Genomic DNA, 22,042 nt, shown 5'->3' with positions numbered 1-22,042 from the left:
TTGCCGAACTACGAAAAAGGGGTGTGGCAACACTGTGCTCACACCCCTCAGCCTGTTGATTCATTGACTCATCCATGAGCCTCGATTGACGGCCTCCAGTAAACGTTATTTCCAAGTCGGCCAAAGCCAACGGGCTTGCCTTTTCGATAGGCCTTGCGTTGATTGTTGGCCATGGCACTCTGGGCATCGGCATCTCGAACATAACGTGCCAGAGTCATAGCCGGCGCTTTGCCATAGCGAGCACCCGGCGAGGCGCAGGTCCAAATGTGCCTCAATGCCACCGCAGCATCTGGCACGACTTTATCGAGATAGGCCAAGCCATAGGCACAAGCTTCCAGGGTAAGATCGGCGTGGTCACATAGGCGTGCAGCCGCCGTGGGTTTACCGTTCATATCGTAGGTGTAGGTCTTGCCTATGTCGTGCAACAGGCCAGCGACGAAGCCAAGTTCCTGAAGAGATCGCGGCATCTCCGGCTCGTTTATCTGTGCCATTCGCAACACATTCTGCGCCACCTCCAGAGAGTGCGCCAGCAATCCGCCAGATTCGTTATGATGGTAATTCTTGCTGGCTGGCGCCTTGAGGAACACCTCCAGCCGATCCCGGCGCTCCAGCACCCGTTTGATGAACACCTGCAAGTAACCGCACTCCAGAGAGCGGACAGCCACGATCAACTGATCCAGTGCTTCCGGTTTCGCGCAGAAGGTCCGCGGCAGGGTTTGTAGTGCCGGCAACCTGGCAACATCGGTCTGTAGCGGGCGTCGGATGTCAGTCAGCAGCACCTCGCTGCCCTCCGGACCGACACATACCTGTCCTTTGACGACTACCAGATCCATGTGGCCCAAATATTCTGGAATCACGATAGAACCAACGACCGCCAGCACCACCATATCGCTGGCGCAACTGCTCAGGCGCAGCTTCAGGTACGGAATACCTTCGTCATCGAAACAGGCGATGCGACCGGTAAGGCGATAGGTGCCCTTGAACGTTTCTTGCGTTAACGGGCGCAGATCATTCAGTTTCATCACCAACCTCCTTATCGTTGTCGATCACACGGCTCTGGATCAGGCGTTCAAAGGCACTGCCATCCATACATGTCAGGTTCGGGATATACCGGGAATACACTTTGAACAACATTTCGGTGGACGAGTGGCCCAGGGTCCGGGCCACCCATTCCGGGTTTTCACCGGAGGCTAGCAACAGCGTCGCCGCAGTATGTCGGGTCTGATAGGGCCGGCGCTTCTTGAGCCTGAGGTGCTCTAGCAGCGGATACCAAACACGCTTAGTCACATTATTATGGTCCAACGGCTCTCCCAGCCGATTGCAAAACACGAACTTACTGAGCTTGCCGGTAGCCTCGTACTGGGCCTTCAGTGCGTCGTAAACCGGACCAAACATGGGAATCTCCCGTTGGGAGCCGTCCGTTTTGGTGTATTCCGTCCTGCCGTGAATCAGGGTTTCGCGAACCAAAATCTCGCGGCGCTCAAAGTCCACATGCTCCCACTTGAGGCCATCCACCTCTCCCGTGCGCATGCCGGTGTAAAACCGCACCAGGTAGTAGTTGCGGTAGTCCTCTCGCACACAATTGAGGATGGTCTCCACTTCCGTCATGGAAAACGGCTCGATATGGACCTTCTGCTGTTTCAGCGGCTTGATATTGAGATAAGGGTTCGTGAAGTCGTAACGTTCCGCCGCTTCGGTCAGGATCATCCTCAGGATTGTCATATGACTATTGATGGTCTTGGGCGCCATCAAACCACTCGCGCCCCTGCCCTTGCGCCGGGCCATCTTGTTGCGGGCCGCAAGAATATCCGCCTTGGTGATCTCTCTGACCCGCTTGGTTTTGAAGGCAGGCTTCAAGGAACTCTCTAAAATGGATTCCACGTTACGGGTGTGAGAGTTCCGCCACTGAATTTTGGATTCCAGGAACCATTGGTCGGCGAAGTCTATGAAAAGCGGAGTATCGAGATCGCCGGAGCCGGCCGCAGCCTGGGAGCCCCCACCTTTTTGTTCAATTTTCTTAAGATTACCACTGTCTGGGAAATACTCTGCATAGTTAAAGTCGCCAAGAAGGATCTTGGCTTCGACCTTCTGCAGCAGCGCCTGTACCCTCTTACGGTTTGCTGGCGTATCTTTCAGTGCTGTTTGCTCACGACAGCGATGACCCGCGTACATGAAGTCGAGATACAGCCGGCCCGTTTCTTTACGTGATCTGACCTTACCCATGGCAAACCACCCCGCTAGCCATCGGAATCGCCAAGTGTTCATGTTCACGGGCAGTAACCAGCATTTCCTTTTCAACCTCTTCCCAGAGGAAAAGAATCTTTCGACGGCCAAAGGGCTTGATGTAGTGTTTTCCCTCAAGCAAAACGGTGTCTTTCAGGCACTGGCGAATGGTTCTGCAGTCGTACTTAATGCGTCCTGCGAGTTCTTCAGTAGTCAGGTAGGTGTAGGAATTTTCCATCGAATTGTTCCTTCTGTTGCGCTACGCTAGATCAACAAAAGACATTCCCCGTATCAGAATGTCATCCTAAATGACATTTTAGGCAACAAAAGTACATTTGCAAGAACTTTTTGCCATTCTGGATGACATTTATTTATTAAGGATGATTTTAGAATGATTCGATGCCACCTGGCCCGACTCATGGGCGAGCACAAGATGAAGATTGTGGACGTAGCTCGAGAGACTGGTTTAAACCGGAATACCGTGACACTGCTTTATAAAGAAACCGCTCAGCGCATCGATCTCGAAGCACTCGACAAACTCTGCACGCTGTTCAAATGCGAAGTCAGCGATTTGCTGGAATTTCAGAAGGACGAGTAGGTAATAAAGAAAAGTGCGGTCGGCAATTACCGGGATGGATTTGCCGAGGATAAGCTAAAACAAGATTTTAACTGCGTGGATTTTCGAGTGTGACACCAACAGACTTACGGTCATTCTCACCTGAACACCCAAATGGCGTGTCACAAGGATTGGCACATATATGTCACATATACGTCACAGGGAATTTCTGCCACCCCAAACGCAAAAAAGGCAGACCAGTAAGTTACTGATCTGCCTTTCTTTTATATGGTAGCGGGGGCTGGATTCGAAGGTTATGAGGCCGATAATTTTGACCCACTTTTTTTGTGCCAGAATTATCAAAATTGCCATAAATCTACGTATGATCTACGATTCTACAGAAATGGCGCGGTGGAAGCTAGGTGCATTAATGACAGACAACAGCTATCAAAATTGGCACCAGACTGAAGAGTCGAAAGACGGAGATTTGACCGTAAGGGCGCCAGGCCCTCACTTCCAAAGCATCCGGGAATGGGCGCAGGAAAACGACATAGCTGATATTTTCGATGCCATCGCCCTCACCTTTGGGTTCACCGAAAATTTCACCATCATCGGCAACCTGTATCGCGAACTATCAAGCCCGGAATCGACCAGCATATTAGCCCAATGGTCGGAAAACTCATACATCAACCATCTAAGCCGGCTCAGTGCAGCCTATAGCCAAAGCCCCGAAATTTCCAATGCTTTTGCCGGTTTCCCGCGAAGACCATCCAGAAGCAGCACAAAACAAACACTTCGCAACGCGGGCGCTGACATTTCGCAAACACATTTTCTACTGGAAATGATCGTACAACCACTGGTTCTATCCGGACCTGATTCAGCAGACCGGCGCCGTCGCGCCTTCAGAATTTGGCTGATCGTTCAGGCTCTCGAAAGAGCGGTCGAACACAACTGCCCTTTTGATAGCCAGATTCAACAGATCGCCAGCGCACTCAGCTTACCCGGCGATGATACAAAATGGGAGGTAATAGATACTGTTCTTCACAGAAGCACACGTGCATACCCCGCCGAGGAATGCTCCTACCCACAGTTCACACAAACCATTCGATACGCAGCCACACAGCTAAAGATTCTTCCAAAGTTTTCAGAGAACAGAAAACAGAAACCACTGCTGGATGCCATCGCACTGGTGGCCGGTGGGCACATAAATGCAATCCGTCAGAATCATCAGTTCGCTCCCTTCCAGCCATCCCTTACGGGGCTACTAGCACAAACTGACTCGGCAGTAATTCTCGACAAACATAGGAACGAGCCCCAAGTCCTTGCCTTTTACGACAACGAAAGTGACACCGCCGACGAAGAAGGGCTCGAGCAACTGTTACTGTTTAATGTCGAACCAAAGGAAACGCCAGAACAGCAGAGACTCTCAGGCAGAAGTGTTTTGATGCAGACTGCAGAACTCTCTCATTACCTACCCTGGTCTTGGGACAAACCACTCCCTCCTGAAAAGGAGCACCTTGAGAAGTGGTTGGATCAGACCCTGTCCCATTCCGCCCTGGGTGAGCGATTTGGAGCGGCGTTGGTTTGGTTAGCACTTCGTTTGGGGCGCTCCCTCGAATTTGTCCTGGAGTTTGAGATTACTGACGAAACTGGGGACGAATGGTCGATCTCCACTGACCTGCAAACAGCTCACCGAAATTCACCCAAACGCCACAGTTCATGGTTGCCGGATCAGGCCGATAAAGCTCTGATCGAACCGTTTGAAACGTCCCTGTGTATTGAATTACCAGGCCTGATCCAGGACATTCTTAGGGAAGCAAAACGAATCTTTCCAGGGGCACCATTATTACGGGGGTTATGGTCACGAATTGGAGTGATTAAGTTAGAAAGCTGGTTCAAGAAGCATTCGCGACGTTGCTTCCCCCGACTCAGTAGTGCAAAGCTGGGCAATGCCGAGTCACAACAAGTCTTCGAGGCATTCGGTGATCACTCACTAGCCCGACTGATTTCATCGCACCCGAGCTCTGCTCTCCCTGCGGCTTGCGGATACGCAAACTGGGATATACGGCAGATACAAAGTGGCTTTAACCTTCCCATTCAAACCAAGTCAAACTCTGCTAACCGGGTAAACCTTCTCGGAAGCCTGCTGGCACCTATTGAGTCCGTGCTGAAGTCTGAGATCCAGCATGGCACCACGAAGCTTTTGGAAAGCAGTCGCGGGGATCCGATTACATTCCACAATTATTTTGCCCAGTACACCGTTACCGCACTCTATGCCGCCACCGGTTGCCGCCACCTCTCCGAGCCCTTTGAGTCGATTGCACATTTTTGCCAAGAGCCCCCGGCAGTTTTCATCAACGACAAATCCGATGACGGTCTTCACTGCGGGCGCATGGTCCCTCTAGCAAACGACGCGCTTACTCTATTTAACGCCTATTGCAATCATCTTCGTTCATTCGCCTCAGACCTTGAACATTCGCATCCTCGCCTATCCAGCCGAATTGAACAAATGCTCAATGGATCATCCATCACACTGCCGCTATTCTTCCTATTAGACCCTTCCGGTTTCTGGCATCCGTTGAATGATGACAGCACTCCAGGCGCGGAGCTCTTTCGGTGGGAGCTACCAAGGAACCTGTTCCGTCACCGTTTTTCACAGCAATTGAACCGGCGAGGTGTAAACCCAGAAGTCATTGATGGGTGGATGGGGCACGGCGAGCGAAGTGCCACCACCTACAATGATCACTCAGCCCGGTGCTGGAAAGCAGACGTTGCCCGTCACCAGCAACAGCTGAACGACTGCTTTGAGGAACTTGGTTTTATCTCAGAGTTACCCTATGCATCCCTCACCACGATAGATCTTCAATCCGCGCCAACAGAACCCGGCTACTCAGAACCTCAGATATTCGGACAGGCAAAACGCCACCGCGATCGGATGAAAGCGAGAAATCAGGCTCGATCACAGGCACGGAAAGACCTGAACCTTTTTCTGTCGGTCAATCCGCTCGAAGAGGGCGCACAGCTAACTCAAACCTATGTGAACGACCTTGTGAGACAAATGCTCTTGCGCGAGAACGGCCTCCCTCACCCTCGCGCGGCCATCAGAATGGAGGTTCTGGTCCAATGGCTCGAAAGCAGTGGTCCTAATGCAAGGCAATTCATTCGGCACCGCCTGGCGCGGGTCGAATCCGAACGATCACTGTTCAGGGAGTCTTGCCCCCGTGCCGTTCAAGTTATGCCAATGCTCCAACAGTGGGCAAGCCAAACACGACAAGGAATACGGCAAGCCCAGGTTTCAAAATCCAACGGTCTGGCACTTGGTGCCGTGCTGCTGGCCATTGATAAGCGGATTTCCTATCTCCAGCTTCTGGAGGACGTAATTCAGGGACGCAACTATCGGGTCATTCAACACAATGATCACGTGTACTTTGAGTACAATGAAGCACTAAAGCCCGAAGATTTTGATCAACCGGTTCAACGCCATCAAATCGATCACACGATCGGACGATTACTGGCAAAGGGACTGGGCATTAAGGACACCAAGGATCTGGCCACCGCGCGCTGTCCGAAACCTTTGCGTTCGCTAGCCGACATTCTCAGGACAGCACCGCCTCACGGACCATTAAATTCAGACGAGCTTTCTCTAGCCCAGTTAATAAAATCCCTCCATCAACTGGTCGAACAAGCCAATCTGGTTGACCTACCCGGTTTAGTTGCGGGGGCTCTGAGTGAAAGAAATCCGCCCTCCAGTGTCTGCTTTTATGACTATCTGAGGCTAAAGGAAGGGATCCGATACTCAACGCCAAGCCACCCTGCAGGCGGGCCGGCCTTAGAGCTTGATTCGCGGCCACATATAGTCAGCATGACGCCTGGCAACTACCCCGATGAATTCTACGATTCAGCGAAGTCCTTCATTTTCGGTCTGCAAAATTTGCTCAATACATACACAAAAAGCAGATCCACACTGATGGCAAAGGAGGTTGAGCAATACTGTCGAACCCATGCGCACGAGGTCAGCAGTGCCATCTTTTTATTGGGACGTTGGGTTGCCTATCGCATCAGAATTGGCAAAGCTGCATCCCATCGCGCTCACACCCCCTATGCTCGCAACTCTCTCAAACGGTATCTAGCCGCCCTATCCCCCGCGTTTAGTGGACTAGCTTCCAGAACCGATTTATTGACAATGACGGAGGACGAGGTCACCGAGCTCTGTGACAACATGTTGTCTCAGTGCGCAGAAAAGCAGAAAGACTTGCACTATTTCTCCGCCAGATTGGTCGAGTTCTTCGACTGGGCCTGTGAATGCGGGGTTTCCTCCCCGGATTGGGATGAGCTTAGCCTGGGCAGCTCCCAGCGATCCGTTCGCCCAAGGCTGTTCTCTGAGGCCGAGTACTTCCAGGCGCTCGAGTTACTACTCCGTGCTAACGCCGAACACGCAGAGCGTGGCCCCCTATCCGCCTTCGTGCTTTTGCTGGCCTTTCGCTTTGGCCTACGCGCACAGGAGGCCATCGGGCTTCTGCGTTCCGACTGGTGTCAGTCGGGACAAATGACTTGGGTGCTCGTCCAAAGTAATAAAATACGAACCTTAAAGAACGCTCGGAACAGTCGGCGCGCAGTACCCCTCATGTTCCAGTTGTCACCGCTTGAACAAACAATCATCCAGACCATTCTCACTCAACACACGATCCAGGCAGCAGGCGATGGAAATGTTCCGATTCTCTGTGACACAGAGAAGGCACTCACACGCCACGCACGATCACTAGCCCCCGATATTGCCCGCGTTCTCAAGACTGTCACCGGCAATCGTAAAATGAGCCTCCATCAGGCTCGTCATGTGTTCTGCAATGTTCTGACTGCCGCTCTGTTCGAGATCGACAGCCCGCTTGCAGAGAACCTTTGCCCGTCTGCAGACCATACAGCAATAAGAAGCATTATGCTGGGGACGCAGGAATTACCCTCACGCCGCTGCGCTATGGCAATCGGGCGGGCACTCGGACATCAGACACCACGCACACAGCTTCGTTCCTACAATCACCTGCTGACAGAATGGGCCGACTCGCTCACTCCCCTTAGCTCCCACTACGCCAGTGAAGTCGCGAACGCTATCAAAACCAACGAATGGCCAGTGGAACCGCAGCCTCAACCAGGATCCCATCCAACCGTTTTCTCACGAACAGAAAAACTCTCTCCCAAAACCATCGCGGAGGGTTTACGGCTGATGGCACTGGGTTACAACACTGATATCGTCGAACAGCTTTTGCGACTGGAACCGGGAGAATTCACGGGTGTCGAGGAATTTGTTGATCGGATTAACGAATCCATCAGATTCAAGGTTTTTGATCCGACTAGAGGCAAAAAGGCGTACGTCTACGGGCAAGACTTACCCAGGCACATCCTTAAATCCCGGCCCGCCGACTTTTGGCAGCGACTGTTGCAGATCGCGGAAAAACTGCCCCCATCCGATGGGATAGATTTTAATCGGCCCTTACCGTCATTAGAGCAGGCATCAAACCTGGTCGGCCGAAACGGCCACATTCTAATGAACATGCCAGAGGAGGCGAATCTTCTGCGCCTGATGGTTAACAGTCTAAACTTACCCAAAAAAAACTATCATGCCGTGGTGAAATCTAAGCCAGCCAACCGTCATAGAGCAACGCGCTTGCTGAATGTCGGACAGTTTCAAGAGACCACTCAATCGTCCATTCAGTTGGACACATTTAATGAGAACTATGGCGTAGCCTACAACAGGGGCCGCTCCTACGCCGGTCTGGTGGTCGCCAAGCCGGCTGTAGGACCCATCCATGACAATATCGAACTCGCTCTTGCCTTTACCACGATTGCGGCCGCATACTGCCCGCGGGAAATAACTCCATCACCAGTATGTTGGTGTTTAGGAGGTCAATCCAGCTGGAAAAATTCCGGGTCATTCGACGAGATTTCCTCAAGCTCAACGAGCGTAATCACTGACCTCGATCGTCCTACGGAGGGTTGTCGTAACGCCAAAAATTCGACCATATGACGGTTTGCATAGGCTCCAGCGAGAATACGCAGAAAACGTTCATTAGGACACAGAGCCTCAAGCCTACCCTTCGCCTCAGCCCCATCATTCACGCTCTCGACTTGCAAACTTACCTTGAGCCTCGCCTCATCGAAACCGATTAGCCGCGCTGTGCCTTGGATTCGCTCCTGAACGGCCTCATCAGACACTAGCGTTGGCATGGTCCCCTGGATCGTTACACCTCCAAGTTGTTCCGCGCCAAAACTCACAAAAAAACCCTGCGTCACCAACCTGTTGGCAAACCGAGCCTGCAACTCGTTGCCCTTTTCAGACAGAAACGACTGTTCCTCGGCCGTGAGCCGCCCCACCAAATCGGTCTCGCCGAGGGAGGACTGGCGCACGAGTACTCGCGTGATAGCTTGAGCCGCCGCCCGATAATCTTCGACCTGCGCACTTGAAATATCCGTGCCGATGATCCTGACGATAATGGTTGCCGGAAATTCTGTTTCATCCGGGGACTCAAGGCGTAGGCGCGATTCAACATCAACGTTCGTATCTTTCCGGAAACGCGCAAACTCACCCAGAGCATGCGCCATAAAATCCCGCAAAAGTTTTTGCTGAGCGCTTGCAAACACCCCCTCCCCGTCGAACTCCAGCGCACCGTTAAAATGGGTAACCGTTGGTGGGCTTAATTGATGGCTTACCATGATGATGCCATCCATTACCCTGGATTCTTTACTCGGGCTCATAATGAACTCCCCTGCACAAATGTTTGGTTCTTTCTCGACACCGATCTATCAACGAAAGGATTTTTTAAAATCCAGCGTGCTAATGTTTTACCACAGTTTTGTGGCGAAGTGAGCGAGAGCTCCCAAAGAAGCAGAAAAGCGGGTCATTTACGCGACACCTGAGAAATGGACATATCAAAAAAGATTTTTTCCACTTCAAAATCAGTCTGTTGCAATTAAATTTTGCTAGAAAATAAAATTCTCAAAGAAATTCATTTTACACTTATTTAGAATGGTAGGCTTAAAGCCTACAAGACGCCTTAACACCAAAAGGTTTCTTAACCGACACAGCTCAAATTAAAACTTATATATTAAAATCAACCAAAACTTTAATGACCCATAACCACCAAAGAAATTAATAACTTACTCTTTCCAATTTGCATGTACTTGTTAGAGTGGTTGAAAAAACTCTTCACCAAATACAAAATGAACACATAGAATATTCAACCTCCAAAAACATAGAAGCAGGCTGAGCGCGGGGGCGCCTCCAATGCCAAGCTTGCAATCCCGTAGTGGTTCAGAAGCAGATTCGATCGGCCACAGTTTAATGTGCGAGGTTACTCTCGAAATGACGAAAAAGTACCTAACGGAAAAAGAACTACTCGTTGGCCTGGATGCCCACACAGCCCATGCCGATGAGCTGGCCGAGCCGTTGCCTCAGGAACTCACGCCACTGGAGCGCCTCAGGGGTTCCGTCAAACGCTATGACCGTCCGACCGATCCGGTTTGGGACGACTATTTCGACTCTGGGGGCGTCAGTGATGATTTCGTGGAAGACCGCGAGCAACCGGCACCGGATGAGCGTGATAAGTAACAATATCATCATCGCGGAAAGGTAGAGGCCTTCCATGCCAAGCATCACACGGATCGACCCGGAACCGTTTTTCAGCCTGCCACACCGCACCAGCGGCCCAGCCGGTGCGCCGCTGCATAATCGCCTTCCGTTTTACCGAGCCTATGCCACCGGCCTTCCGAGTCATGTGAAGAGCCTTGTGCTGACCTCTGATCTCCAGGGCCGAGAAACGGGTGGCCAGAATCGACTGCTTGGCGTGCCTGTAGCGGAAGCCCTTGTTGGGCTGTCTCGGGATGGGGTCATTCCGGCGCCCGACGCAGTGTTTCTGTGCGGCGACCTGTACGACTATCCCGACTGCCGCAAACGCGGCGGTACCGGGCCGGTGGACGAGGTGCTTCAGGCCTTTTCCGTGATGGCGCCGGAGGTCGTCGGCGTTCTGGGGAACCACGACCAGATGGAGTACCCCGAGGCGCTTCCAGACAACACCACCGTCCTGGATGGCGGGGTGATTAGGGTGTTGGGCAACCTGACCGTCGGTGGCGTCAGCGGTATCGTGGGCAATCCGAATCGCAATCAACGGCGAACCGAGGACGATTTTCTGGCCGCACTGGAGTCGGTGACCGATCAAGCCCCGGATATCCTGCTACTCCATCAAGGCCCAACCGACCCGGAACGGGCGGCTCGTCGGGGTGATCCCGGTGTCGCATTGTCTCTTGAAACCGGCTTTCAAGGGCTCACCGTGTTCGGCCATACTCGATGGGACTGGCCCTGGCTAATTTCTCTGGGTGAGAGTCAGGCTTTGAATGTCGATGGGCGGGTCGTGGTGGTTTTGCCGGAGGTTGACGGTGTGTGAACGATTAGGCGCGGGAGATCCCATTCGATGAGCATGCGACTGACTCCACACCGGTTTTTTGCAGCCAATCCTGTCGGGGTGGACTGGGTTTGTGGTGACCTGCATGGCGAGTTCGACGCTCTGCAAACCGCGTTATCGGAAGCTGGATTCAACAAAGCGGCTGATCGTCTGTTTCTGCTGGGAGACACCATTGACCGTGGCCCAGAGTCCCGGGCTCTCCTGGAGTGGGTTCTGGACACTGACTGGGTATACAGCGTGATAGGTAACCATGAGCTCATGTTTATCGCCGGCGCTGAGGATAACCGCAACCGATATAAGCACCGGGGAATGGGCGGTGACTGGGCCGCGAGCCTGGATGAAACCTCTTACAAAAATTTGGCAACCCAGTGTCGCTACCAGCTGCCGCTCACCATGACGCTGGAGTGCGAGAACGGACAGCTCGGGCTGGTGCATGCCCAAAGCCCGTTCGACGACTGGCGCACCGTTCAGGAGTGTTCTTTCTCAGAGCGTTTTGCCATTGAGTGCACCTGGCCCTGGAACCGGGCCCAGGGAAAAGATCAAACCATTACGGGTATCTCGGCCGTGGTGTCAGGCCACATCGGGACTGCCGAGGTCATTCAGCGCGGAAACCAGGTCTGGATTGACGTTCTGGCGAGAACCGGTCAGCTGCCGCTGATGCCGGCTCGCCAGGTGTTGGAACGAGTGGTGGCATATCCATCTGATCACCAATAGCAACCTGTTCCAGGCCAACCGGCGCAGCCTGCTCCCAGTCCTGCAGCGCCTCTGGCATCGTCGCGTTGGGGTCACACTGTGCCACCAGGTCACTCAAGCTGTAAGATTTCTTATCCTTCATGGCCTTACCTTCGATGGCCTCTGCGCCCCCAGATCACCGCAGCTTGCAGCACTCCGGTTTCTGGATTGGAGAATCTGTCTAGCGCCTGGTATTCGCCATCCCACACCTGAGCATGCCGGTACCGGACTACCTGTTCGGGTGTGAGCTCGACAATCTCATCAAATCCGGTTTCGTAGCCCTCAACCAGCACCGGCGTCTCCGGCGGCAACTTTTGTAGTTGCGTTATCAGCTCTTCTGCTGTCATTTCGACTCCCCGGTCAAATTTGACCGCCTCAAACTTCTATCACAATCGGCGCGTTCCGCGGCTCATACCGAGCGGTGCAGGTGCTGGCATTGATCAACGTCGTTAGCCCCTTCTGATACTCCCCATAGCCTTCATGGATATGACCCAAAATGTGCGCTTTGAGTGAGAGTTGCTGGATTCGGTCAAGCAAGTCAATGCAGCCAACATTCTGGCATTTGAATCCAAGGTTTGCCTCATCGCCGATACCTTTGGGTGGGCCGTGGGTAATGAGCACATCGGTATCGCTCGGTATAAGCTGCCATTTTTTGTGCAACTGCTGGCCACGCTCCAGCATAAACGCCCAATCCATAAAGGTGGGCGTCCAGGGTGAACCCCAGAACCGAATACCCTCAATCTCCACGCCGCTGTCTTCCAGGTAAATGGCGTTGGTCAGTGCCTGACGGGCTAGTTCCGGCGTTTCCTGGAAGGCCCAGTCGTGATTGCCGGCAATCACAATCTTATGACGGTGCGGCAGCGTTCCGAGCCATTCATTGAGCTCTTCGATGTTCTCCAGCGTGCCCTGGCCCAGGCAGTCACCGGCATGGATCAAGACATCGCCATCTGGAATATCCGGTATGCGATGGTGCAGACTGTGAGTGTCGGAAATACAGACCAGTTTCATACTGGCACCTCCGGTGGCGTCAGCAACTCGGGTTCCAAAGACCAATCCATATACGGGAGGACTCGGGCCATATTTCGCGCATCGTCCACACCACGATGGTGATGGCCCTCAAAGTCCAATCCGTGAAAAGCTAGCGCGTGGGCAAATCCATTCTTTCTCTTCTGCCCCGTGGTGCGTCGCCAGATACGTTTCAAATTCAGGTGCGGGCGAGCCAGGATGACCGGCCAAGCACCGTCCAGCTGGCTTTGAGCCTCCAGGTGCAAACGATCATAGTTACCCCAACTGCACCAGATAAAATCGTCAGGCAGATCACCCAGCCAGGCATTCATGGCCTCAATCGCCTCGGGGAGCGTGGGCGCGGCATCCACCATCGACTGGGTGATCCCGGTCAGCTCCATGCAGAAGTCGCTCAGCACAGGATTCCGGGTTGGCCTGACCAGAAACGAGTGGGCATCCAGCAGGTTTCCCTTCCGAGTGGCGAGGGCACACCCGACTTCAATGATCTCCATGTTGTGGATACTCTGAGAATCACCATTGGGTGCCCGCTGCATCTCCCAGCAAGTTGCCTCTAGGTCCACAATCAGCAACATTGATTGTTCCAGCCCTGTTTCTCCAACACTCAAACACAACATGTAGGCTTTAAGCCTACCACCCAACGCATCATATAGATGAACCGCACAAGGCCATGCTACCAACGCCCGCAGAGCTGCGCCACCGGTCTTTCAGAACTCGACCTAGAAAACCAAGTTTGAGCGACAAGACCATAACAAGGAAAAGCCATGCATTCTGACTATCAACACCAAACGAAATGCTTCATTTCCCAAACATCAGGCCCGTGCCCGGGCTTCAATATTGATTCATCATTTCGCCACAACTTGGGCGAAATTAGAGGCAACGGAGTGGCCGGTAAGGTCGCAAAGCGAACGTTCAGATTTTTGGAATCTGCGCGCAACATATGAGGCCGTCCAGCAATAGATCCGGGCCGAACGATACCACTGAAACGACCGGCTGAAATGTTTCTGGCCGGTCGGCTTCAGTTTACGGGAGCAACCACCCGACAGATACGAAGAGCAAGATCCTCACAGGTAATCCCGGGTGGACTGGACACTCGCATAGGCAAACCCAAGAGCCGCCATAGCCGTGGCATGAACCTGTGCCGCCGGCACCTTCACGCCGTTGAACTCCAGGTCCATCGTGGCGCAAGCATCTTCCAGCACAGTGACCTTGTAGCCAAAATCTGAAGCGGCTCGGCTGGTGGCTTCGATGCACATGTGACTCATGGCACCGATCACAACCACTTCCTCAATGTCGCTGGCATCCAGCAGCTCTTTCAGGTTGGTTTTCAGGAATGAGTTGGGATAATTCTTCAGAATCACCGGCTCATCACCTTTTGGTGCCACGGATTCGTGGATGTTGATGCCGTTTGTACCCGGGGTGAATACAGGCGCATCCGGGTCCGGAAACTCATGGTGAACATGCACCAGCAGGTCTTTGTTCTGACGCGCTGTATCTATCACCTGTGCCGCCTTGGCGGCTGCCTGTTCAATGTTCACCAGAGGCAGTTTGCCGGAGGCAAAGTACTCATTCTGGATATCGACAACAATAACGGCTCGCTTGCTCATTTGACTGTTCCTCATTGGATCATTTGTTTCAGGGGTGCTCTGGTCAGAAAGAAAGAATCTCACCATCCGCCGGGGTCAATACCCGCTCATCAATCCCCTCGTTCTCCACGAACTCTGCCAGCTCTTCACGGCTCAGGGTCATATGGTTCACCGCATCCATGTGCACGGCGACAATGTCCGCATCTGGTAAAGCTCGGTGCACTCGCAGGGCATCTTCTTTGCCCATGATGATCGAGTCGCCCTCAAAGCCTGTCAGTTCCGCCGCCCCGGCATTCAACACAACAACGTCCGGCTGAAAGCGCTCCAATGACTGAACCACTTCATCACGCCACACGGTATCGCCTACCACGTAAGTGGTTTCCTGCCCCTCGGCTTCAAAAACCACACCCATGATTTCACCGAGCGCCTTGGCCAGCTCGGGAATGGCATAAAGGGTATTGGAGCCGTGTTGGCCGCCGGTTTTATGGAGTATCACGCCGCCGAATTCAGCCTCGCCATCCAGAATACGCACATCCTTGAAGCCTTGTGAGCGGATCAGCTCGGCATCCGCCCCGTTCTGCACAAACAGGGGAATGTTCTTCGGCAACAGCTTCTGGGCGGCATCGTCCCAGTGGTCCAGGTGGGTATGGGTAACGATCACCGCATCGGTACCCTCAATCACATCCTCAGCGGCCATGGGCAAGCCCACCAAAGGATTACGCAGCTCACTGCGGTAAGTGTCCGGAAAGCCCGGGTAAGCTCCTTGTTCGGCCAGCATAGGATCAATCAGAAAGGTGGTCTCTCCGTATGTAACCTTGATGGTGGCATTGCGGATTTGCTGTATCTGGTGGCTGGGTTCCCGGGTATACGATTCGGCGAAAGCAGCGCCAGTAAAAACAGTCGAAGCAAGCATCAGGGCGCCAGCGAAAGTTTTGATCAACATGGTATTTATCCTCCAACAGGGTGTTCGTTGATGGAGTAAGTCTACGGAGATGTGATCACCACCAATATTGACCTGAAAGACAATGATCGAAAGAATCGGGCCAAGCAGTTATCATCGGGTTAAATGAACCACAGGAGTGACACCGTGGCGCTACCGAAAGTCGGGCTTATCCTTCACCCACAATTCAGCCCCTTCCATTTCTCTGTTCCTTACATGGTGTTCAGTATTGCCTTGCCCGACGGCCCCTTGTTCGAGTTGCTGATTATCACCCCAGACGGCAAGCCCCTCACATCCGAACGGGCCATGACCGTTCAGCCAGATGGCGGGCTGGAATTATTGGATGCGGTTGATATTGCGGTAGTACCCGGCTGGCACGATCTGAGCGAAGCCCCACCGCCGCAATTGGCGGAGGCTCTCACCCGCTGCCATGAACGGGGCGCACATGTGGTAGGCCTTTGCTACGGCACCTATGCGCTGGCCTATGCGGGTTTGCTGGATAACAAGAGAGCCTCGACCCACTGGCTGGCAGAACAGGACTTCCTCAATAGGTTTCCACAGGTGAATCTGGATACCAACGCCCTCTATGTGAAGGATGACCGGCTGGTCACGTCCGCTGGCACAGCGGCGGGGCTGGATTGCTGCCTGTTTCTAGTGCGGGAGTATTACGGTGCCAGGACCGCCAATACCCTTGCCCGCCTGATGGTTGTTCCGCCGCACCGGGAAGGTGGCCAGGCTCAGTTCATTGAGCAGCCGGTCGCGATTTCCACTCAGGATGCGCATATCAACCGACTACTTGACTATCTGCGGGAACATCCGGCCGAAACACACACAATCGATGAACTGGCCGCCCGCACCGCCATGAGCCGGCGCACCTTCACCCGCCATTTCCAGAGAGCCACCGGCATGACGGTAGTGGAGTGGTTGGTGAGTGAACGACTTCGGCGAGGACGGGAACTGCTGGAGACCACATCGCTGTCTGTGGAAGCCATCTCGGAAAGAATCGGCTTCCACACAGCAACGTCATTCCGGCAGCATTTCAAGCAACGTCACCACGTAAGCCCTCGTGACTGGCGCAGGACCTTTGGAGATGTGGCCTGATAATCCAGCCACCAGTTCAGCGGGCAGGTAACAGGAGTACTGCGGGAAAGCCCGAAATACCGGTTCGGCTAGTCGAAGTGAGTGCCACAATCTCTGGAATGGCTGACGGATAATGGCAACTGCTACATTGCCAAAGAAACGCGAGTCTTCGCATCCGCTCTGGGTTTTGTGGTGTATATCACACCCGCGCGAAGCCCTCATAGTAACGGCATAGCGGAGGCTTTTGTGAAGGCGTTTAAGCGGGGCGATGTATACCTGTACGACCTTCCTAATCCAGCCACAGTGATGGCCAGATTGCCGAAATGGATCTGAGACTATAATCGCAGCCACCCGCACAAGAGTCTGAAATGCCACCGGGGAATACCGGGCTGAACTGGCAAGATGGTGCTCAGTTTAGTTGGGGCAACTACAGGCATCAGTATTATCGACCTTGTTAAAATCAGAAGGCTGGCTGCCAAGAGAATTGTCGCCAACTGGTCATCCTAATTGTCGCCGAACATCCCCCCGGCAATCGAGGGGGGCTGCGTAGGGCCGTGTGGCCCTACGCAGCGTGACCTGATTGAGTCAAGGCCGGGTTGTCATGCAGGCAGTTTGGCTGCAAGCAGTTCGACCTTCTCGATATTGGGCGGAGAACTGAGCAAGGTCGCGGCGTTGGCCATCAAGGCCGCGGCGATCTCGCCGTTCAGATGTGCCTGGCGACCTGCCTCATCGGCAAAGGCATCAAACACACCGAACGTCGAAGGGCCAAACTTCAATGCGAACCAGGCAGTGGTGCCGGACTCGGCGTTGGCGAGCGGCAGAGCGCTGGCCAGGAAGTCGGCAAGCGCAGCCTCCTGGCCGGGTTTGGCTTCGAGGCGAACAAACAGGGCGAGCTTGGTCATACTGTAATCCTTTGGGTAAATGGGTTAGGTGAATGGATCAACGAGCCTGCAGTCTAAGTCGTCATGACAGCCATCTCTATAGACAATAATGACAACTTTGATATCATTATTGCCATGAAACTCCACATCCTTGTTTGTGATGGCGTGTTTGATCTGGGGCTTGCGGCGCTCACCGACACAGTGGGCTTGGCCAATGCGATGGCGGGCTCGCTGCCACAGGCTCCCGCGCACATAGAGCTCACGCTGGTGGGCGTGCGGCGTCGCATCCGAACTGCGCAAGGCTTGACGGTCCCCGTGGTCACTGCGCGTGGTGTGCCGGAACCAGACGTCGTGCTCGTGCCCGCGTTTGGTGACAAGATGCCTGACACGCTCTCGGCTCGGCTCACACGCCCCGACGTGCCCGATGCGGTCGCCATGCTACAGCAGTGGTCCACCGCTGGCGCGCACCTTGGTGCCGCCTGCTCCGGTAGCTTCTTGCTTGCAGAGAGCGGCCTGCTTGATGGGCATCGTGCGACGACGTCATGGTGGCTGGGGCCGATGTTTCGGCAGCGCTATCCGAACGTCACGCTGGACGAGTCACGCATGATCGTGAACTCGACACGCTTCACCACCGCGGGTGCCGCTTTGGCCCACGTCGACTTGGCCTTGCGCATCATCCGGGAGCGCAGTCCGGCGCTGGCTGCCCTGGTGGCACGCTATCTGCTGGTCGAGACACGCAGTTCGCAAGCCGAGTTCGTGATTCCCGACCACCTTGCGCATGCCGACCCGGTGGTGGAGCGCTTCGAGTGCTGGGCCAGAAGTCAGCTCGCGAAGGGGTTCTCGCTGGCCGAGGCCGCCAGCGCTGCGGGCACAAGCGAGCGCACCTTAGCGCGGCGGCTGCAAAGCGTTTTGGGCAAGACACCGCTGTCGTATTTCCAAGACCTGCGCGTGGAGCATGCCGTGCATCTCTTGCGCACCGGAAACGCGAGCGTCGACCAGGTGGCCGCACAGGTCGGGTACTCGGATGGGGTGACCCTGCGGGCCCTGTTGCGCCGCAAGCTGGGTCGGGGTGTCAGGGAGTTGCGACGCGGCGGATGACCAGAGGCGTTTGGTATATGTACGGCTGGAGACCGCCGCGAAACTGACGCAGGCCAAACGGCGCATTTGGACAAACTGACAAAACTACTGCCCCACAGAATTTAACTTAACGATTCGTCCAGGAAATCCAGCAGCATCCGCACTTTTGGGGATAAATGCCGGTTATGTGGATAAATCGCCCAGATTCCATCGTCGGCTTCTTGATAATGTTCCAGCAAGTTCATAAGTTTTCCACAGGCCAATGACGGCTGAACGTAATAATCGGGAAGTTGCACGATCCCGATGCCTTTCAGGGCCGCGTCCAGCAACGCCCAACCGCTGTCGCACTTCATGTTGCCTTTAACGCGAACGTTGTAGGGCTTACCTCGGTCCTGAAAGCGCCAGTAATCCAGATTGCCTTGCAAACAATTGTGCCGGTCCAGTTCCGAAAGCGAATGCGGCACACCATAGGTGGATAAGTATTCCGGCGAGGCGCACACGTATAAGGTTCGTGACGACAACCGCTTGGCCATCATGGATGAATCTTCCAGTTTTCCCAGCCGAATCGCCAAATCGTAACCGCCACCGACCAGATCCAACTTCTGGTTGGTCAGATTCAGCTGCACCTCCAACTCCGGGTAGCGCAGGATGAAATCGTTCACCAAGGGGGCGATCACCTTCTCGCCATAGGTCACCGGTGCGGTCAGCCGTAATTTTCCCTTGGGGATAAGTTGCAGGTTGGTCATGGCCCGCTCGGCCTCTTCCAGACCATCGAGTACCTGGCGGCAATACTGGTAGTAGGTTTGGCCGGCTTCCGTCACCGAAACCTTGCGGGTGGTGCGATACAGCAGTTTGGTCGAAAGCCGGGATTCCAGTGCGCTGACCTGCCGGCTCACCTGAGCTGTGGAAATGCCCAATCGTTTCGCCGCAGCGGTAAAACTTTCGGCTTCCGCGACCGCCACAAACTCACTGACCCCTTCCCAAATAAACATGTTCAGTTCCTTGCGTTACGACTTGGGTGAGCTTAGATACAAAATGCCGCCAGCAAACAAAATACGGTTCATTGTTACTATACAGTAAAGGTGATTTGCTTAATTGGCCGATTATCTATCTTAAGAATAATAATACAATGATCCCATCAACATGGCAGAAGAACCTGCCGAAGCCCGACAAAATCTGGAGCACACAACATGACTCAGACCATCAAATCTAAAGCCGCTATCGCCTGGGGCCCGAAACAACCTCTGTCCATTGAAGAAGTGGATGTGATGCCGCCTCAAGCTGGCGAAGTACGTATCCGGGTGATCGCTAGCGGTGTGTGTCATACCGATGCGTTTACCTTGTCTGGCGAAGATCCCGAAGGCATTTTCCCGACCATTCTCGGCCACGAAGGCGGCGGTATTGTTGAGTCGGTAGGCGAAGGCGTTACAAGCCTGAAAGTGGGTGACCACGTTATTCCGCTGTACACCCCTGAGTGCGGCGAATGTAAATTCTGCACCTCTGGTAAAACCAACCTGTGCGGGAAGATTCGTGAAACCCAGGGCAAGGGCCTGATGCCAGACGGCACCACTCGTTTCTCGTTAAACGGCGAGCCGATCTATCACTACATGGGTTGCTCAACCTTCTCCGAGTACACCGTACTGCCCGAGATTTCTCTGGCAAAAGTGAACAAAGAAGCGCCATTGGAAGAAGTGTGCTTGCTCGGTTGTGGCGTAACCACCGGCATGGGTGCGGTGATGAACACCGCCAAAGTAGAAGAGGGCGCTACCGTGGCCATCTTCGGTATGGGCGGCATCGGCCTGTCGGCGGTGATTGGTGCCACCATGGCTAAAGCCAGCCGCATCATTGCTATCGACATCAACGAGAGCAAATTTGAGCTGGCCCGCCAGTTGGGCGCGACCGACTGCATCAACCCGAAAGATTACGACAAGCCGATTCAGGAAGTGATCGTAGAACTGACCGACGGCGGTGTGGATTATTCCTTCGAGTGCATCGGCAACGTAGATGTAATGCGTTCAGCACTGGAATGCTGCCACAAAGGCTGGGGTGAGTCGGTGGTTATCGGTGTTGCGGGCGCCGGCCAGGAAATTTCCACGCGTCCGTTCCAGCTGGTGACCGGTCGGGTCTGGAAAGGCTCTGCCTTTGGTGGCGTGAAGGGCCGTTCCGAGCTGCCGGGCATCGTTGAGCGGTACATGCAAGGTGAATTCAAGTTGAACGATTTCATCACCCACACCATGGGGCTGGAAGATATCAACAAGGCGTTTGATCTGATGCACGAAGGCAAGAGCATCCGTACCGTTATTCACTACGACAAGTAATGAAATCTGGTCGCCTGCCAGTCAGGCGGGCGACCGTTTTGTTGAGAGGTTGCAATGACTATTGAAAATCTGAGCAGTAATAAAAGTTTTGGTGGTTGGCACAAGCAGTACAGTCATCACTCCGAGACGCTGAACTGTTCGATGCGGTTTGCTATCTACCTGCCGCCGCAGGCCTCCAATGGCAAAAAGGTGCCAGCGCTGTATTGGTTGTCCGGGCTGACCTGCACCGATGAAAACTTCATGCAAAAAGCCGGTGCCCATCGCATGGCTGCCGAACTGGGTATCGCCATCATTGCCCCGGACACCAGCCCCCGCGGGGACGATGTCGCCGATGATGAAGGCTACGACTTGGGTAAGGGCGCCGGGTTCTATGTAAATGCGACTCAGGAACCCTGGAGCAAGCATTACCGGATGTACGATTACGTGCTCAACGAATTACCGGCACTGATTGAAGATATGTTCCCGGTGAGCGATCAGCGTTCCATCTTTGGCCACTCGATGGGCGGGCATGGTGCGTTGGTGCTGGCACTGCGCAACCCGGAGCGTTTCCAGTCCGTCTCGGCGTTCAGCCCGATCAGTAACCCGGTCAATTGCCCGTGGGGTAAGAAGGCCTTTGGCGCTTACCTCGGTAAAGACACCGCCAGCTGGGCCGAGTACGACGCCAGCTTGCTGATGCAAAAGGCGAGCAAGTTTGTGCCGGCGTTGGTGGACCAAGGCGAAGCGGACAACTTCCTGACCGAGCAGTTGAAGCCGGAAATGCTGGAAGCCGCTGCCAAACAAAGTGGCTATCCGCTGGAACTGAACCGGCATGAAGGGTACGACCACAGCTACTACTTCATCGCCAGTTTTATTGAGGAGCACCTTCGCTTCCATGCGAAGTATCTAATCGGCTGATAAATTTACCCTCCCCCTAAAGTTTTTTGGGGGAGGGTATAAAAAATGCTTTTATATATTTTTAAATTAAATACGAATTAAAAAAATAAATTTATTGTTCGCTGTAATAAGCAGAAATATCAGCAATATCCTCATCAGACAAATTCACCGCCTAGCCCGGATTTCTCATAGGTCCCCAGCAAGTCTCGCAGACTGTGCGGGTTACCGCCATTACCGCTCATTGGCGGCCGTGACTGATCAATAATCGATCAATTCCTGTTGTCCGGACACACGGCCCCCTTT

At 53.9% G+C, this 22,042-nt stretch carries 19 protein-coding genes and 2 pseudogenes; 11 read left to right on the top strand and 10 right to left on the bottom strand.

Going from position 1 to position 22,042, the window contains the following annotated elements:
* Positions 1-68: 68 nt before the first annotated feature.
* Genes LWH94_RS16575 through LWH94_RS16565 form a run of 3 tightly spaced genes read right to left on the bottom strand, consistent with a single transcriptional unit; the run spans position 69 to position 2,461 of the window.
* The gene (locus LWH94_RS16575) at positions 69-1,022 is read right to left on the bottom strand and encodes a TraI domain-containing protein (protein ID WP_232902945.1); all 954 of its coding nucleotides are present in this window, start codon (positions 1,020-1,022) and stop codon (positions 69-71) included.
* Positions 1,009-2,223 carry an Arm DNA-binding domain-containing protein gene (locus LWH94_RS16570; RefSeq protein ID WP_232902944.1) on the bottom strand — a complete coding sequence of 405 codons (1,215 nt, stop codon included), beginning with the start codon at positions 2,221-2,223 and terminating at the stop codon, positions 1,009-1,011. The genes LWH94_RS16575 and LWH94_RS16570 overlap by 14 nt, the downstream gene beginning before the upstream one ends.
* Positions 2,216-2,461 (bottom strand): hypothetical protein, encoded by a 246-nt coding sequence (locus LWH94_RS16565; protein WP_022991553.1) that lies wholly within the window; start codon positions 2,459-2,461, stop codon positions 2,216-2,218. Before LWH94_RS16565 ends, LWH94_RS16570 begins: the two co-directional genes overlap by 8 nt.
* 153 nt (positions 2,462-2,614) lie before the next feature.
* Between LWH94_RS16565 and LWH94_RS16560 the strand changes: the two genes are divergently transcribed.
* The 5 genes from LWH94_RS16560 to LWH94_RS16540 all read left to right on the top strand — a co-directional run bounded on the left by LWH94_RS16560 (position 2,615) and on the right by LWH94_RS16540 (position 11,943).
* The gene (locus LWH94_RS16560) at positions 2,615-2,821 is read left to right on the top strand and encodes a helix-turn-helix domain-containing protein (RefSeq protein ID WP_022991552.1); all 207 of its coding nucleotides are present in this window, start codon (positions 2,615-2,617) and stop codon (positions 2,819-2,821) included.
* A 388-nt stretch (positions 2,822-3,209) separates the two neighbouring features.
* Positions 3,210-8,798 carry a hypothetical protein gene (locus tag LWH94_RS16555; RefSeq protein WP_232902943.1) on the top strand — a complete coding sequence of 1,863 codons (5,589 nt, stop codon included), beginning with the start codon at positions 3,210-3,212 and terminating at the stop codon, positions 8,796-8,798.
* Positions 8,799-10,133: 1,335 nt separating this feature from the next.
* Positions 10,134-10,379, top strand: a complete 246-nt coding sequence (locus LWH94_RS16550) for a hypothetical protein (protein ID WP_232902942.1) — start codon at positions 10,134-10,136, stop codon at positions 10,377-10,379.
* 34 nt (positions 10,380-10,413) lie between these two features.
* A complete protein-coding gene (locus tag LWH94_RS16545) occupies positions 10,414-11,211 on the top strand; it encodes a metallophosphoesterase family protein (RefSeq protein WP_232902941.1) in 798 nt (265 codons plus the stop codon).
* Positions 11,212-11,238: 27 nt separating this feature from the next.
* Positions 11,239-11,943 carry a metallophosphoesterase gene (locus tag LWH94_RS16540; protein ID WP_232902940.1) on the top strand — a complete coding sequence of 235 codons (705 nt, stop codon included), beginning with the start codon at positions 11,239-11,241 and terminating at the stop codon, positions 11,941-11,943.
* 125 nt (positions 11,944-12,068) lie between these two features.
* Here the strand turns inward: LWH94_RS16540 and LWH94_RS16535 are convergent, their stop codons facing one another.
* The 5 genes from LWH94_RS16535 to LWH94_RS16515 form a co-directional block, all read right to left on the bottom strand.
* A complete protein-coding gene (locus LWH94_RS16535; protein ID WP_232902939.1) occupies positions 12,069-12,308 on the bottom strand; it encodes a hypothetical protein in 240 nt (79 codons plus the stop codon).
* Between the two features lie 28 nt (positions 12,309-12,336).
* A complete protein-coding gene (locus LWH94_RS16530; protein ID WP_232902938.1) occupies positions 12,337-12,969 on the bottom strand; it encodes a metallophosphatase domain-containing protein in 633 nt (210 codons plus the stop codon).
* Positions 12,966-13,559, bottom strand: coding sequence for a 3'-5' exonuclease (locus tag LWH94_RS16525; protein WP_232902937.1), 594 nt, complete (start codon positions 13,557-13,559; stop codon positions 12,966-12,968). Before LWH94_RS16525 ends, LWH94_RS16530 begins: the two co-directional genes overlap by 4 nt.
* Positions 13,560-14,048: 489 nt before the next feature.
* Complete coding sequence (locus LWH94_RS16520; protein ID WP_008175532.1) at positions 14,049-14,591, bottom strand: cysteine hydrolase family protein; 543 nt, start codon at positions 14,589-14,591, stop codon at positions 14,049-14,051.
* A 43-nt stretch (positions 14,592-14,634) separates the two neighbouring features.
* The gene (locus LWH94_RS16515; protein ID WP_232902936.1) at positions 14,635-15,513 is read right to left on the bottom strand and encodes an MBL fold metallo-hydrolase; all 879 of its coding nucleotides are present in this window, start codon (positions 15,511-15,513) and stop codon (positions 14,635-14,637) included.
* A 144-nt stretch (positions 15,514-15,657) separates the two neighbouring features.
* Between LWH94_RS16515 and LWH94_RS16510 the strand changes: the two genes are divergently transcribed.
* Complete coding sequence (locus LWH94_RS16510) at positions 15,658-16,611, top strand: GlxA family transcriptional regulator (protein WP_232902935.1); 954 nt, start codon at positions 15,658-15,660, stop codon at positions 16,609-16,611.
* Positions 16,612-16,692: 81 nt separating this feature from the next.
* Positions 16,693-16,920 (top strand): annotated as a pseudogene (locus LWH94_RS19675) (IS3 family transposase); the annotation flags it as partial.
* A gap of 269 nt (positions 16,921-17,189) precedes the next feature.
* On the opposite strand, the gene LWH94_RS16500 reads toward LWH94_RS19675, so the two are convergent.
* On the bottom strand, positions 17,190-17,492 hold the full coding sequence (locus LWH94_RS16500) for a putative quinol monooxygenase (protein ID WP_153740082.1): 303 nt from the start codon (positions 17,490-17,492) through the stop codon (positions 17,190-17,192).
* A gap of 63 nt (positions 17,493-17,555) precedes the next feature.
* Between LWH94_RS16500 and LWH94_RS19670 the strand changes: the two are divergent.
* Both LWH94_RS19670 and LWH94_RS19665 read left to right on the top strand, forming a co-directional pair.
* A pseudogene (locus LWH94_RS19670) lies at positions 17,556-18,140 on the top strand (DJ-1/PfpI family protein); the annotation flags it as partial.
* A gap of 39 nt (positions 18,141-18,179) precedes the next feature.
* Positions 18,180-18,569 (top strand): helix-turn-helix domain-containing protein, encoded by a 390-nt coding sequence (locus LWH94_RS19665; RefSeq protein ID WP_442915007.1) that lies wholly within the window; start codon positions 18,180-18,182, stop codon positions 18,567-18,569.
* Between the two features lie 101 nt (positions 18,570-18,670).
* Here LWH94_RS19665 and LWH94_RS16490 read toward each other — a convergent pair whose 3' ends face one another.
* Positions 18,671-19,540, bottom strand: coding sequence for a LysR substrate-binding domain-containing protein (locus LWH94_RS16490; protein ID WP_123634556.1), 870 nt, complete (start codon positions 19,538-19,540; stop codon positions 18,671-18,673).
* A 198-nt stretch (positions 19,541-19,738) separates the two neighbouring features.
* Here LWH94_RS16490 and LWH94_RS16485 point away from each other — a divergent pair, with 198 nt between their 5' ends.
* The gene (locus LWH94_RS16485; RefSeq protein ID WP_008175541.1) at positions 19,739-20,866 is read left to right on the top strand and encodes an S-(hydroxymethyl)glutathione dehydrogenase/class III alcohol dehydrogenase; all 1,128 of its coding nucleotides are present in this window, start codon (positions 19,739-19,741) and stop codon (positions 20,864-20,866) included.
* Positions 20,867-20,920: 54 nt separating this feature from the next.
* On the top strand, positions 20,921-21,760 hold the full coding sequence (fghA, locus tag LWH94_RS16480; protein ID WP_269802642.1) for an S-formylglutathione hydrolase: 840 nt from the start codon (positions 20,921-20,923) through the stop codon (positions 21,758-21,760).
* Positions 21,761-22,042 lie beyond the last annotated feature (282 nt).

It is taken from the genome of Marinobacter sp. G11, assembly GCF_021282325.1.
GTDB classification, from domain to species: domain Bacteria; phylum Pseudomonadota; class Gammaproteobacteria; order Pseudomonadales; family Oleiphilaceae; genus Marinobacter; species Marinobacter vinifirmus.
Note: the sequence above shows the minus strand (reverse complement) of the source record. Positions and strands in the feature narration are given on the sequence as shown.